This is a genomic window from Halorubrum sp. 2020YC2, assembly GCF_018623055.1.
Taxonomy (GTDB): domain Archaea; phylum Halobacteriota; class Halobacteria; order Halobacteriales; family Haloferacaceae; genus Halorubrum.
Map to the genome: position 1 here is coordinate 2,031,878 of NZ_CP076019.1, position 13,354 is coordinate 2,045,231.

Below are 13,354 nucleotides of genomic sequence, written 5' to 3' on the forward strand. Positions count from 1 at the left end.
ACCGACCGGTATGACATTCGCCGACCTGTTCGAGCGCGCGGCCGCGCTCGGCGGCGACATCGACGAGGCGGACGCCCGGCGCGCGCTCGACGACGTGCGGTCGGGATCGGCGGCGGCGGACGACGACTCCTCCGGAGACGGCGAGGGGGCGGTCACCGATCCCCTCGATCCCAGCCCGGCCCGCGTCGTCGTCGACGCGGACGCGCTCGCGGCGGACCTCCTCGTCGGGGGCGCCGCCCGCGAGGCGCTCGACGCGCTGCGGTCGCACGGGTGGACGACGCTCGTCGCCAGCGGGCCGCTCCTCGACGACGCCGAGGCGACGATCGCGTCGCTGTCGGACCCCGAGTTGGCGGCGGACTGGCGCGCGGCGGCCGAGGCGTGGCGCGAGCCGGTCGCGCAGCCGCCGGGCGACCACCCCGCGCTGGCGTCCGCGTACCGCGGCGGCGCGATGCAGATCGTGAGCCTCGACCCGTCGCTGACCGGGCCGGGGGCCGCGGCCGGGCTGCGCGACCGCCTGCCGGTGAGCGTCAGGGAGCCGCGCGCGTTCGCGACGGTGTTCGACCCGGCGAAGCTGTACCCGGACGCGGTCGGCGGGGAGTACCCCGGCCCCGACCGCGACCCGCGGACGATGGCGGCGGTCGACGCCGACGGGGACCAGCACGGATAAACCGCCGCCGGCCGGACCGGAGGTATGACCGACTCGGACGGTGCCGCCGCGGGCGCGGGCGATGACGCCGAGGAGTCGCCGGAACTCCCGGCCGACCTCGACGCGGTCCGCGACGCGCTCGTCGACTGGTACGAGGCGGACCACCGGGACTACCCGTGGCGCCGCACGGAGGACCCCTACGAGGTCCTCGTCAGCGAGGTGATGAGCCAACAGACCCAGCTCGACCGGGTCGTGCCCGCGTGGGATGACTTCCTCGACGAGTGGCCGACGACCGCCGACCTCGCCGCGGCCGACCGCGCCGACGTGGTCGCCTTCTGGTCGGACCACTCGCTCGGGTACAACAACCGCGCGAAGTACCTCCACGAGGCGGCCGGGCAGGTCGAAGACGAGTACGGCGGGGCGTTTCCGGAGGACCCGGACGGCCTGAGCGACCTGATGGGTGTCGGGCCGTACACCGCCGACGCGGTCGCGTCGTTCGCGTTCAACAACGGCGACGCCGTCGTCGACACCAACGTGAAGCGGGTGCTGTACCGCGCGTTCGACGTCCCGGACGACGACGACGCGTTCGAGCGGGTCGCCTCCCGGCTCATGCCGGCGGGCGAGTCGCGGGTGTGGAACAACGCGATTATGGAACTCGGCGGCGTCGCCTGCGGGAAGAAGCCCCGCTGCGACGAGGCGGGCTGCCCGTGGCGCGAGTGGTGTCACGCCTACCAGACGGGCGATTTTACGGCCCCAGACGTGCCCGAGCAGCCGAGCTTCGAGGGGAGCCGCCGGCAGTTCCGCGGGCGGATCGTTCGGCTGCTCGGTGAGCACGACGAGATGGAACTCGACGCGCTCGGCCACCGGATCCGCGTCGACTACGCGCCGGACGGCGAACACGGCCGGGAGTGGCTCCGCGGGCTGGTCGACGACCTCGCGGAGGACGGGCTGGTCGAGGCCGAGGCGCGGAGCGACGGTGAGGTCGTCGTGTCGCTCCGTCGCTGAGACCGCTGACGTCGGGGTCGACGCCGCCCCGAGAACCGTCACCCGTTTATTACGGGAGCCGGAAGGGAAACGTATGAGCGAGACCGTCGATCCGGACCTGTACACCCGCACGAAGGCCCTGCTTGAGCCCGGCGACATCGAGCTGCTGGGCTGTATCGTCCACACGGACCTCGACGGGCAGCAGGACTTGGAGATGCACGAGCTGACGGTCGACGCCAACGAGGTCATCGCGGACCACGCGGGGAAAGGCGAGACGTACATCGAGGCGGGCAACGACGACACGGACTTCTCGTCGAACCAGTTCCAGGGGCTGACGCTCGACGGCGAGGAGTTCGTCTGGGAGTGCCAGCAGCTGCTCCGCGACGGCGCCTTCGACATCGTGTTCTACTACGAGGCGACCGTCGACCAGGAGTCGCTCGCGGCCGACCTGGAGGCGCTCGACAACGTCGACCGCGTGACGCAGGTCCCCTGATCGGGAGACGGGCTTCGCACTTCCGTGAGCGACACCGTCCTAATCGCCGGCGGCCGCGACGTGCGCGCCAGCCTCGACACCGCCGCGAGCGACGGCTCCGAAGGCGGCTCCGGGGAGATATCCAAGGGCTCGCCCCGCGCGGACGCGGTCGTCGTCGCCTGCCCGCCGCATCCCCAGCAGCGCGGGCACCGCGGCGACGAGCGGCTGGTGGCCGTGAGCGACGCCCTGACCGACCGCGGCGTCGACTGCCTCCGGTTCGACTACGGCGACTGGGACGAGGGGTACGGCGAGACCACCGACGCGGACCGGGCGGTCGGCTGGGCGCTCGACCGCTACGACCGCGTCGGGCTGTTCGGCTTCTCGTTCGGCGGCACGGTCGCGCTCGTCGCGGCCGCGTCCCGGCCCGAACTCGCGGGCGTCTGCGCGCTCGCCCCGACGGCCCGGCTGAACGACGACGTCGACGCGGTCGCCGCGCTCGACGATGTGGTCGGGCGCGGCACTCCGGTCCGGGTCCTGTACGCGACGCGCGACTCGACGGCCGACTGGCGACCCGTCGTCGAGCGCGCGGAGGAACTGGGGGTCGAGGCGGTCGCGTTCGAGTCCGACCACTTCTTCGTCGGGCGGAGCGGGGCGGTGGGAGAGAGCGCGGCAGCGTTTCTCACGCCGCGGCTGCGCGGTGAGTGACGGCTCAGTTGTACCCGCGCCAGCGGTGGCCGCACTCCTTACATTTAAAAAAGCGCGTCGGCGGCTCGTCCGCGGCGCCGGTCTGTTTGATCGTGTACCACGCCTCGCCGTGGCCGCACTCGTCGCAGACGACGTCGTTGGCGGTGGGCTTCCCCTCGAAGTTCGCTCCCTCCTCCGTCTCGATCACCTCCTCGCCGGTCTGTTCGGTCGTCGACTCGAACTCGGCGGCCAGCGCCTCGTCGCGCTCGGCAGTGCCGGCGCAGTCGTCGTTCTGACACACCATCTCCCCGTCGCGAGAGACCATCATCGAGCCGCAGTCGTCACAGAACTGCATATACGTGGGTGTTAGGGGGTCGAGCGGTTTAGCTCCGGTGGGTACGGCCGAATACGCGGTGTACGGTGTCGGATATTTATCAATAGACGATGCCGTTGGGGGAGGTGACGGTGTCTCGTGACCCGTCGCCGCGGTGACGGATTTCAGAGTTCCAGCCGCTCGTTTATAAATAATCGACTGTGGATCGGCGGGAAACGCCTCCAAAGCCCCAGCCGCTCGCTTATAAATTGGTGTCAGTAGATCGGCGGAGAACGCCTCCAAAGCCCCAGCCGCTCGCTTATAAATTGGTGTCAGTAGATCGGCGGAGAACGCCTCCAAAGCCCCAGCCGCGAGGGCTCGGTGCGCTCGCTGCGCGCCTCGGTCGCTCACTCCGTTCGCTCCCTCGGTGCTTACGTCGCGCGCCTTCGCCCTCGCGGCTGCCCCTTTGAGTCCCGCCCCGCACAGCACCGCAGCCTCACACCTCCCCAACCTCGTCAGCCGGCCTCCGCTTCGCTCCGGCCGGCTGACTCCCTCGCGCGTGCTGCTCGGCCGCGGGGCGGCCTCGCAGGCACGCGCCGCCGCGCTCCATTTATAAATGATCTCCTCACACTAGCCCGCTATCCGCCGATCCGCTCCCACGCGAGGTGGACAGCGATACCGACGAGGAACGCGACGCCGAGATTCGTCGCGAGCGCGAGGAGTCCGATCCCGACCGAGAGCGCGCGGTTCCCCGAGTCGGTGACGTTGCGCGCGAGCGAGACGGCGACGATCGCGAGGAGGGCGCCGAGCATCGCCAGCGGGAACGCCGCGATCAGCGCGGGCGTGGCGAACAGGGCGGCGATGAGGTAGCCGGCACCGAGGACGACGTTCGCACCGCCGGTGCGCGCACCGAACGCGTGCTTGCCGGCCACGCCGTCACAGCCGTGACACATCGGAATTCCGCCGAACGGCACCGCGATCAGGTTCGTGATCCCCATGCTCGTCGACAGCTCGTCGGGCGTCACCTCGGCGTCGAGCAGGTCCGCGAAGAGGAGCGAGGTCGCCAGAGCGGCGTTGCCGATAGTCATGGCCAACTGCGCGACCACCCCGTCGAAGGTCGCGCGCGTGAGCGCCGCGCCGAACGCCGGCGTGGGGGGCACACCGGGGAGTCGCGGGGTCGGCACCCCGGCGACGACGAGCGCGGTCGCGACGCCGACGGCGGCGACGGCCAGCGCGCTCGCCTTCCCGCGGCCCGCGAGCGCGAACGCGCCGGCGATGCCGACCCCGACCAGCGCCACCGCCGGGTCCTCGACCGCGAGTCCGATCCCGGTCTCCAGCAGGACGAGCCCCACCGCGAACTGGACGCCGCGGATCACCGGCTCCCCGATCCACCGCTCGACGGACGCGAGCGTCCCCGTGAGTCCGATCGCGAGGAGGACGACGCCGAGGATCACCCCCGCGAGCGCGAGTTCGGCGTAGGTGAGCGCGCCCGCAATGGCGAGCGCGGCCAGCGCCTTCATCGGCTCAACCGACACCGGCAGCCCGTACCGCACCCCCCAAACGACCTGGAACGCGCCGAACGCGACGAGCGCGTGCGGCAGCGACACGTCCGTCAGCAGCGCCAGCGCGACGACCAGCGGGATGACAGTAATCGAATCCCCTATCGCGCCGGTGACGGATCTCACCCCGAACTCGACGGACCGATCTCCCCTGAGACCGAATGTAGTCACGTGACGGGCGCCCTACAGGCTGCGAGCGCTTGAACGTGTTCAGAAATCTCTCGGGGTCACGCCGACGGCTCGGAGAAATTAGTTTCGGTTACTCGTCGTCGAACACCGGATCCGCCGCGTCGACCATCGGGCAGTTCCGGACGCGGAACCGCGAGAAGTCGACCGACTCGACGATATCGGTGCCCTCGTGGGTGCACGCCGTCTCCGGCGGCGCCGAGAAGTGCGGGCACTGCTGGCAGTAGCTCCGCTTGTCGACCACGCGCTCGTCGCCGGCGGTTCCCGGACCCGCGCTCGGCCCGCCGGGCCACGCCGTCGGGTCGTCGGTCTCGGCGTCGGCGGTTCCGGCGTCGAACTCGGTCGCGTCGGTGCCGATCGACGCCTCCCCGTCGAGCGCCTCCCACACGTCCTCCTCGCCCACGTCCCCGACCTCCATCGACTCGAACGGGTCCTCGTCGGTCGCCTCGCCGCCCGCGTCGGCGTCGAGCTCCGCGAACGGGTCGTCGGCGGGTGCCGCCGGCTCCGGGTCGGCGGGGGACGCCGCGTCTGCGGCCGAGTCAGCGTCAGGAGCCCCCTCGTCGACGCCGTCGCCCAGCGCCGCGAAGGGGTCGTCGACCTCGCCCGTGTCGGGCTCCGCGAACGGGTCGTCGGTCTCGTCGCCGCTGCCGTCGTCGAGGAGTTCGTCTCCGAAGGGGTCGCCCTCGGGCGCGTCGTCACCGTCCGAGCGGTCGTCGCTCATCGGCCGTCCCCGTCGGGGCCGCCATCGCTCGCGGCGGCGCCGGTCCGGTCTGTCGTCCGCCTCGTCTCGTCGCGGTCGGTGCCCGCGACGTCCCCGTCGATCGCGGGCCGGTCCGCGACGAGCAGCCGCGACGTGCCGAGGAAGCCGGTGTTCGGCTCTAAGTCCTCGAACCGGCGCCCGCAGTGGGGACACTCCGGGGTCGACAGCAGCCCCAACTCGACGTCGCCGCCGCAGTGGTCGCAGTCGGCGGCCCGGACCCCGTGCCGGTTCGCCGTCCGCGTCAGCGCGTCCACGCGCTCGCGGTCGGCGCGGTCGCGTTCGGCCGCGTCGAGCCGGCGCTTGAGCTTGACGACCGCGTTCGCGACCCGCGAGAGCTTGTCGTCGATCTCGGTCAGGTCGTCCGCGGAGGTGCCGGCGAGGTCGGTCTCCACGTCGTCGAGCCGGCCGTCGACGTCCGCAAGCCGGTTATCAACGCCGTCAACGCGGTCGTCGACGGCGTCGAGCCGCTCGCGGACCGCCTTCAACTCGTCGAGCCGCGCGTCGAGGGCGTCGAGCCGTTCTCCGAGGTCGTCGACCCGGTCCGAGGAGGGCGCGTCCGCGACCGCCGCGTCGAGCCGGTCCAGCCGGGCGGCGGTTTCCTCCAGTTCGCCCGCGAGGTCGTCGAGGCGCGCCGCGTCCGCCGCGGCCGCCCCGTCGCCCCCTCGGGGTCGTCGAGCGACTCCATCTCGCGGTAGAGGTCGATAAACCGCTCTCGGAGGTCCGCGATCTTCTCGTCGAGGTCGTCGTCGAGGTCGTCGAGGCGCGCCTCGATCGCCGCGACCTCCTCGGCGTCGGGGACGTCGATCCCCTTGGACTCCGCGAGCGCGACGAGCGCGCGCTTGAGGAGCTCCTCGCGGCTCACGCCGGCGTCCTCGGCCGCGGCGTCGAGGGCGGCCGCCGCCGGATCGAGGTCACTCATCGCGGATCCTCCGTCATCTACCTGCCGTTGAGCGGCGAGGCTTAAGTAATCTGTCGCGGCGTTCTCCGGATCGATACTCGGCGTTAGGGTCCCGTTACCGGATTTTGCGCACGTCGCTGATGTCGAACCCGCCCTCGTGGATCTCGGTCTCGAACCGGACGATGTTCTCGGCCTCCAGCCGGGAGAGCACGCCGCGGAACTCCCGAACGAACATGGTCCGGGCGCGCTGGGAGCCGCCGCTCTCCCACGAGAACTGGAGCGTCCCGCCGGCCGCGTCCGTCAGCGTACCGAACTCGCGGTCCCGGAGCGCCTCGGTGTTCACCAACACGAGGACGAGGGCGTCCCACTCGTAGGCGGCCTTCTTTAACCCCTTCATCACCATCGCCACGTCGCTCCAGTCGGTGTCGTCGGAGACCATCGAAACGAGGTCGGTGACGGAGTCGATACAGACGAGGCTCCCCTCGCCGTGCTCCGAGAGGTAGTCTCCGAAGGCGGTGAGCACGTCCTCGTACTCGCCGCGGTCCCCGAGCTCCGTTATCGAGGCCGTCTCCGTCTCGTACCAGTCGCGCGGCACCGGCGACAGCTGGAAGTACTCCGGGGAGAGGTCTCGGAACGATATCTCCGGGACCGCCGCGTCGACTATCTCGTCGGCCATCGTGTAGCTCATCTCCCGGGTGATCGCGTCGGTGTCGGCGGTGAAGGAGATGTAGTGGACGGACTCGGGCAGGTCGGCGTCGGCGTCGATGTCGCCGTAGTACAGGTCGAACAGCTCCTCGTCGGCGCGCGCCAAGGCGTTCATCGCGGCGCTGGTGTAGCAGAACTCGCGGGCGCCCGCCCCCGCCTCGCCCGCGAGCAGCACGACGCTCCCCGACGGCGCGCCGCCCCCGAGAATCGAGTCGAGGCGCGCGACCCCGAACGGAAGACTGGACATGGCTTACGCCCCGTCGCCGCGGGGTTTAGTGTTACCTCTCCCGGCCCGCGTCCCTCTCCCGGCCCGCGTCCCTCTCCCGGCCCGCGCTCACTTCCCCTCGTCCTCGCCGCCCGCCGCGCCTTCGGTGACCCGCGCGCCCTCGTTGGCCGCCCGGACTACCGAGACCGAGCCGCCGACGCCGGCCGCGTCGAGCGCGCGCTCGCCGGCCTCGCGCGCCGCGTCGGCGTGATCCGCGTCGGTGACGCCGTAGACGGTCGGTCCCCACGAGGACTGCCCCGCGCCGAACACCGCCGCGTCCGCCGACAGCGACGCGACCAGCTCACCCACAGGGGGCCTGTACACCCCGCCCTGCTCGTCGGCGTACCACGTGCCGTTGAGTCGGCCGATCTCCGCGACGGCCGCCCCGAACGCCTCCGCGTTCCCCGTCGCGACCGCGGGGAGGACGCGCCGGGTGACGGTCCCGCCGATCCGGTCCGCGAGCCCCGGCTCCGCGCGCTCGACCGCGGCGCGCATCGCGTCGTCCTCCGCCGCCCCGCTCCGCCCGGGGTCTGCGTCCGGTTCGACGAGGAGGAACCGCCAGCCGCCGGGGACGGCGTGCCGCGCGGCCACCGGCGGGACGGTCCACTCGCCGTCGGCGGGGCGGTCGGTGGTGAACCGCGCGGTCGGGTGGCCGGCGTCGAGGACGAAGCCGCCGGACTCGAACGTCGCGACGCCGACGCCGGAGCGCCCGCCGCGACCGAGCGCCGGGGCGCGCTCGCGCACCCGCGCCGGCTCGCCGTGGGCGGTCGCGACCGCCGCGAGCGTCGCCGCCGCCAGCTGGGTCCCGCTGCCGAGCCCGGCGTGTCGCGGGAGCGACGCGCGGACCGCCACGCGGGCGCCGTCGACGCCGAGCAGGTCGACCGCGGCGCTCGCGTACCCGCGGACGTCGTCGCGCACGCTCGGGGCGGAATCGACCGACTCCGAGCGGTCTCCCTCCCCGTCCTCGACCGTCACGCGCACCGCCGGGGCCGGCTCCGCGTCGACGACGACGCGGGGCGCCGCGAGCCCCACGCCGAGGGCGCCGTACAGCCGCTCGTGGGAGAGGCTGAGGTTACAGAAGCCGAAGTGGAGCCGCGCCCCGGCGCAAACGCGTGCCATAGTCGTCTCCGGTTTCGGGGCGGACTGATAAAGGGCCCGTGACGGTGGCGGGAGTTGCCTCGGAACGGCCGGAGCGGCCCGAAACCCCCGTGCCGCCGTCGACGGCGCCGAGGCGGCCGAACTGGTGCGCTTTTGAACGCGGGGGACCTCGGTCCGCGTATGACCGAAACGCTCAGGCTCGCGACCCGCGGGTCGGACCTGGCTCTCCGGCAGGCCGAGACCGTCCGCGAGGCGCTGTCGAGCCGGCGCCGCGACGTCGAACTCCGGCAGGTGGAGACGCGCGGCGACCAGATCCCCGACGAACTGATCCACCGCCTCGGCAAGACGGGCGCGTTCGTGCGCGCCTTGGACGAGGAGGTGCTCGCCGGCGACGCCGACCTCGCGGTCCACTCGCTGAAGGACCTCCCGACCGAGGAGATGGACGACCTCGTCGTCGCTGGCGTGCCCGAGCGCGCTCCCTCCGGCGACGTAGTCGTCCAGCCCGACGGGCTGGGCATCGAGGACCTTCCCGCCGGCGCCGTCGTCGGCACCGGATCGCTCCGCCGGGGCGCGCAGATCCGGGCGGCCCGCCCCGACCTCACCGTCGAGCCGATCCGCGGCAACGTCGACACGCGCCTGGAGAAGCTGCTCGCGCCCGGGCTTCAGGCGGAACACGAGCGGCGCCTGATCGCCTCCGGCGAGGCCCGGGCGGCGACGGCCGAGGGGTCGGAAGACGACAGCGAGGACGGTGGCGGCGAGGACGAACCGAACTGGGACGCGCTCGACGACGAGTCGGAGGAGGGAGAGGAGAGCGACGCGGGCGACGAGGTCGACGAGGAGTTCGAGCGGAGCGTCGAGGAGTGGTTCGACTCGCTCTCGGACCTCGAACGGACCGCGATGGAGCGGAAAGTCGAGACCGAGTACGACGCGGTCGTCCTCGCGGAGGCCGGGCTGCGCCGCTCGAACCTGTTCTACGAGGTGGAGACGACGCGGCTCCCGCGCGAGGAGTTCGTCCCGGCCGCCGGGCAGGGCGCCATCGCGGTCACCGCGAGCGACCCGGACGTGGTCGAGGCGGTCCGCGAGGCGGTCGACCACCCGCGGACCCGGGTGGCGGTCACGGTCGAGCGGACGATTCTAGGCGAGCTCAACGGTGGCTGCGTCGCGCCGATCGGCGTCTCTGCGCTCGTCAAGGGCGAACACGTCCACGTCCGGGCGAGGATCCTCTCGACGGACGGGACGGAGGAGGTCGTCGACACCCGCGATCTCCCGATCCGGTCGCACGCGACGGCCGCCGCGGAGTTCGCCGCGGACCTCGCGGACCGCGGCGCGGCCGACCTGATAGCCGAGGCGCGCGACGAGGCCGGGGAGGCGGAGACCGATGAGTGAAGGCGGTTCCGGCGCCGGAGCGGGACCCGGACCGAACGCCGACGAGCCGCCGGCTCGCGGCCGCGACGACCGGGTCGGGACGGTCTTCCTCGTCGGCTCCGGGCCGGGGAATCCGGATCTGCTCACGGTCAAGGCGAAGCGGCTGATCGAGTCGGCCGACGTGGTGCTTCACGACAAGCTCCCGGGCCCGGAGATCCTCGGCGAGATCCCCGAGGGGAAACGGGAGGACGTGGGGAAACGCGCCGGCGGCGAGTGGACGCCGCAGGAGTACACCAACCGGCGCATGGTCGAACTGGCCCGCGAGGGGAACCGCGTCGTCCGGCTGAAGGGCGGCGACCCGTTCGTCTTCGGCCGCGGCGGCGAGGAGGCCGAGCACCTCGCGGACGAGGGCATCCCCTTCGAGGTCGTCCCCGGCGTCACCTCCGCAATCGCCGGTCCCGCGGTCGCCGGCATCCCGGTGACCCACCGCGACCACGCCTCCTCCGTCTCCTTCGTCACGGGCCACGAGGACCCGACGAAGGAGGAGTCCGCGGTCGAGTGGGACGCCCTCGCGGCCACCGGCGGGACCGTCGTCGTGCTGATGGGGGTCGGGAAGCTGCCGGCGTACACCGCCGAGCTCCGCGACGCGGGCCTCGACGGCGACACCCCGGTCGCGCTCGTCGAGCGCGCGACGTGGCCGAACATGCGCGTCGCGACCGGCACGCTCGACACCATCGTGGACGCCCGCGACGAGGCGGGGATCGAACCCCCGGCGATCACCGTGATCGGCGACGTGGCCGCGACCCGCGACCGCGTCGTGACCTTCCTCGAAAACGCCGGCTCGGCGCCGGTGCGGTCGACGGACGAGGGCGGCGAACCGGCGGGAGCGGAAGACGACGCTCCGGCGGACGGGGGTGACGGGGCGTGAGCGGCGAGCCGGACCGGCCGCGCGTGGCCGTCTTCCGCCCCGACGACGAGCGTATCGAGTCGGCGGTCGAACTGCTCCGGTCGCTCGGCGCGGAGCCGGTCCCCGACCCGATGCTCGAAGTCGAGCCGACCGGGGCCGTCCCGGTCGACGCCCCCCTCGTCGTGCTCACCAGCAAGACCGGCGTCGAACTCGCCGCCGAGGCGGGCTGGGAGCCGGGCGACGCCGACCTCGCCGCAATCGGCCCAGCCACCGCCGCGGCCGCCCGCGAGGCGGGCTGGACCGTCGACGTCGTCCCCGAGGAGTACACCTCCGCGGGCCTCGTCGCGGCGCTCGAACCGCTCGTCGCGGGCGAGCGCGTCGTCGTCGCCCGCTCGGACCACGGGAGCGACGTCCTCCTCGACGGACTGCGCGAGGCCGGCGCCGAGGTGACGGAGACCGTCCTGTACCGGCTCACGCGGCCCGACGACGCGGGCGACTCGGCGGAGCTGGCGGCGGGCGGCGACCTCGACGCCGTCGCGTTCACCTCGTCGCTGACCGTCGAGAACGTCCTCGCGGCGGCCGCGGACCGCGGCGTCGAGGACGCCGCCCGCGACGGACTGGCGGACGCGGTCGTCGGCGCCATCGGCCCGCCGACCGCCGAGACGGCCGCCGACAACGGCATCGAGACCGACGTCGTCCCCGACGAGGCGTCGTTCGAGGCGCTCGCGACCGCGGTCGTCGACGCGCTCGACGACGAGGCCACCGACGGGGTCGACGCCGGCCGAAGCTGACGCGAGCCGCGGTTCGTCCCGCCGAAGTCGACGTACCTCAGGGTCGACACGTCCGCGATCAGAGAGCCGGCTCCGAATCTCTCGATCGAAAACGAGAGCGATTCACCCCGTCAAAAGCCGATTTCGACCGTCTATCGGCCGTTACTCCATACTTGTTCGATCACCTCGATCGCTTTCAGATATCGATATCGATATTCTGGAACGTAGTTTTATAATCAGGAGTGTGATATCAGAGGGCATGGAACCGAGCGAGCGCTGGCTGCTGCGGGTCGAGGACGACGTCCTCGTCGTCGAGTTCCCTCACGGGACTGGACTGAGCCCCGCAGACGGCGAGACGCTGCTCGACCGATGGCGGAGCGCGGCCACGCGGGACGCGGTCGACGCCGTCGTGATCGTCGTTCGGACGAGCCGCCCGTGTTCCGACGCCGGGCGCCGGGCGCTCCGCGAGTCCGCGCAAATCGCGGTCGCCCGCGGCGTCGACCGCTTCGCTGTCGTCGGGCAGCGTTCGAAGCGACGGTACCTCAAGCGGACCATCGACGTCGAGGGGGTCGACACCGAGGCGTTCAACGACGACGACGCCGCGCTGCGGTGGGCGAAGTGCCCGCCCGCGGCCGCCTCGTCCGTCGAGACCTCCTCGTAGCTAGCTCCCGCTCGCGGTCCCGTTCTCGTCGTCGTCCGTCTCGTTTCCGTCGGTGGCGTCGTCCGTCTCAGCGTCCTCGTCCGCTTCCGAGTCGCCGGCTTCTGATTCCTCGTCTTCGTCCTCATCCTCCTCGCCCTCGTCGTCGATCTCGTTCACGTCGACGTCGCGCCCCGCGACCCCGCTGCCCGAGATGACGGGCTTGAGGATGTAGCCGTTGTTCTTGCCGCGCTTGACGACGTTGATGTCGAAGACGAAGCTGACCGGCTCGTCGGGCGTGACCTCGAACCCGTTCGTGATCTGGAGCTTCTCGCTCGGGAGCTTCACGTCGACCGCTTCGCCGTCGACGACCCCTTCCACGGCGGAGACCTCGAGTTCGATCTTCTCGTAGCTTCCCGCCGGAATCTCGCCGTCGAAGACGGCGATCGCGTCGTCTTCGATCACCCGCGTGAGATCGACCGCCGCGTCGTCGAGTTCGACGACGGTGAACCCGCGGTCACCCTCGTCGTCCTCGCCGTCCGCTTCGGATTCCTCGCCACCGTCGTCCTCGCCGTCCGCCGTCTCGTTCGCGTCGTCGGTCTCGGTGGCGTTCCCGTCGTCCTCGGCGGTCTCGGTGGCGTTCTGCTCGGCACCCTCGTCCGATCCCTCCTCGTCTTCGTCGTCCGTTTCGGGTTCTTCGTCCTCCTCGTCGCCGTCCCCCGCCTCGAAGACGCGCGCTCGGTCGAAGGTGACGTCCAGCCGGTCGAAGTCACCGATGTCGGCCGGGGCGTCGCTGATGAGGAGCCGGAAGCCGCCGGTGAGCGTCTGCGAGCCGTCGGCGTCGCCGGAACCGTCCGAGCCGTCCGTCGACGGGACCCCTCCGTCTCCGGCGCAGCCCGCGAGCAGCGTCGCGCTCGCGCCGGCGCCGAGGGCGACGAACCCCCGTCGACTGAGCTCGTCGGTGCCCGCGGCCCGAGTGCGGTCGTCGCCCGTCGTCCGCGATCGGTCCGTCATGGTGACCTATCGAACGGGGCCCGAACGGGTATACCTCGGAGATACTGTGTCCGAATTTGCGCCGATAAAGCCCGTTTTAGCGGTGATAGAC

The 13,354-nt window shown here is 72.0% G+C and carries 14 protein-coding genes and 1 pseudogene; 8 read left to right on the forward strand and 7 right to left on the reverse strand.

The annotated features are described in order from the left end of the window. Positions 1 to 10 precede the first annotated feature (10 nt). The 4 genes from KI388_RS10175 (at position 11) to KI388_RS10190 (ending at position 2,807) form a co-directional block, all read left to right on the forward strand. Positions 11 to 667 carry a hypothetical protein gene (locus KI388_RS10175; RefSeq protein WP_215086527.1) on the forward strand — a complete coding sequence of 219 codons (657 nt, stop codon included), beginning with the start codon at positions 11 to 13 and terminating at the stop codon, positions 665 to 667. A 24-nt stretch (positions 668 to 691) separates the two neighbouring features. Next, complete coding sequence (locus tag KI388_RS10180) at positions 692 to 1,651, forward strand: A/G-specific adenine glycosylase (protein WP_215086528.1); 960 nt, start codon at positions 692 to 694, stop codon at positions 1,649 to 1,651. A 73-nt stretch (positions 1,652 to 1,724) separates the two neighbouring features. Further along, positions 1,725 to 2,123 (forward strand): DUF5778 family protein, encoded by a 399-nt coding sequence (locus tag KI388_RS10185; protein ID WP_215086529.1) that lies wholly within the window; start codon positions 1,725 to 1,727, stop codon positions 2,121 to 2,123. A 24-nt stretch (positions 2,124 to 2,147) separates the two neighbouring features. Further along, complete coding sequence (locus KI388_RS10190) at positions 2,148 to 2,807, forward strand: CocE/NonD family hydrolase (protein WP_215086530.1); 660 nt, start codon at positions 2,148 to 2,150, stop codon at positions 2,805 to 2,807. 4 nt (positions 2,808 to 2,811) lie between these two features. On the opposite strand, the gene KI388_RS10195 is transcribed toward KI388_RS10190, so the two are convergent. From KI388_RS10195 to KI388_RS10220, 6 genes and pseudogenes are all read right to left on the reverse strand, one after another. Further along, entirely contained in the window at positions 2,812 to 3,141 is a 330-nt protein-coding gene (locus KI388_RS10195; protein WP_215086531.1) for a transcription factor S, read from the reverse strand. A gap of 596 nt (positions 3,142 to 3,737) precedes the next feature. Next, positions 3,738 to 4,784: a putative sulfate/molybdate transporter gene (locus KI388_RS10200; RefSeq protein ID WP_251133137.1), complete on the reverse strand. Its 1,047-nt coding sequence runs from the start codon at positions 4,782 to 4,784 to the stop codon at positions 3,738 to 3,740. 133 nt (positions 4,785 to 4,917) lie between these two features. After that, the gene (locus KI388_RS10205; RefSeq protein ID WP_215086533.1) at positions 4,918 to 5,565 is read right to left on the reverse strand and encodes a hypothetical protein; all 648 of its coding nucleotides are present in this window, start codon (positions 5,563 to 5,565) and stop codon (positions 4,918 to 4,920) included. Further along, positions 5,562 to 6,523 (reverse strand): annotated as a pseudogene (locus tag KI388_RS10210) (hypothetical protein). Before KI388_RS10210 ends, KI388_RS10205 begins: the two are co-directional and overlap by 4 nt. Before the next feature lie 94 nt (positions 6,524 to 6,617). Beyond that, positions 6,618 to 7,454 carry an HTR-like protein gene (locus KI388_RS10215; RefSeq protein WP_215086534.1) on the reverse strand — a complete coding sequence of 279 codons (837 nt, stop codon included), beginning with the start codon at positions 7,452 to 7,454 and terminating at the stop codon, positions 6,618 to 6,620. An 87-nt stretch (positions 7,455 to 7,541) separates the two neighbouring features. Beyond that, positions 7,542 to 8,591, reverse strand: a complete 1,050-nt coding sequence (locus KI388_RS10220; RefSeq protein ID WP_215086535.1) for a beta-ribofuranosylaminobenzene 5'-phosphate synthase family protein — start codon at positions 8,589 to 8,591, stop codon at positions 7,542 to 7,544. Positions 8,592 to 8,750: 159 nt separating this feature from the next. On the opposite strand from KI388_RS10220, the gene hemC reads away from it, so the two are divergent. From hemC to KI388_RS10240, 4 genes are all read left to right on the forward strand, one after another. Then, positions 8,751 to 9,956 (forward strand): hydroxymethylbilane synthase, encoded by a 1,206-nt coding sequence (gene hemC, locus KI388_RS10225; protein WP_215086536.1) that lies wholly within the window; start codon positions 8,751 to 8,753, stop codon positions 9,954 to 9,956. Next, the gene (cobA, locus tag KI388_RS10230) at positions 9,949 to 10,863 is read left to right on the forward strand and encodes a uroporphyrinogen-III C-methyltransferase (RefSeq protein WP_215086537.1); all 915 of its coding nucleotides are present in this window, start codon (positions 9,949 to 9,951) and stop codon (positions 10,861 to 10,863) included. Before hemC ends, cobA begins: the two co-directional genes overlap by 8 nt. Beyond that, positions 10,860 to 11,633: a uroporphyrinogen-III synthase gene (locus KI388_RS10235; RefSeq protein WP_215086538.1), complete on the forward strand. Its 774-nt coding sequence runs from the start codon at positions 10,860 to 10,862 to the stop codon at positions 11,631 to 11,633. Before cobA ends, KI388_RS10235 begins: the two co-directional genes overlap by 4 nt. Before the next feature lie 238 nt (positions 11,634 to 11,871). Next, positions 11,872 to 12,273: a hypothetical protein gene (locus KI388_RS10240; protein WP_215086539.1), complete on the forward strand. Its 402-nt coding sequence runs from the start codon at positions 11,872 to 11,874 to the stop codon at positions 12,271 to 12,273. Here the strand turns inward: KI388_RS10240 and KI388_RS10245 are convergent, their stop codons facing one another. Continuing rightward, a complete protein-coding gene (locus KI388_RS10245) occupies positions 12,274 to 13,263 on the reverse strand; it encodes a DUF4382 domain-containing protein (protein ID WP_215086540.1) in 990 nt (329 codons plus the stop codon). Positions 13,264 to 13,354 lie beyond the last annotated feature (91 nt).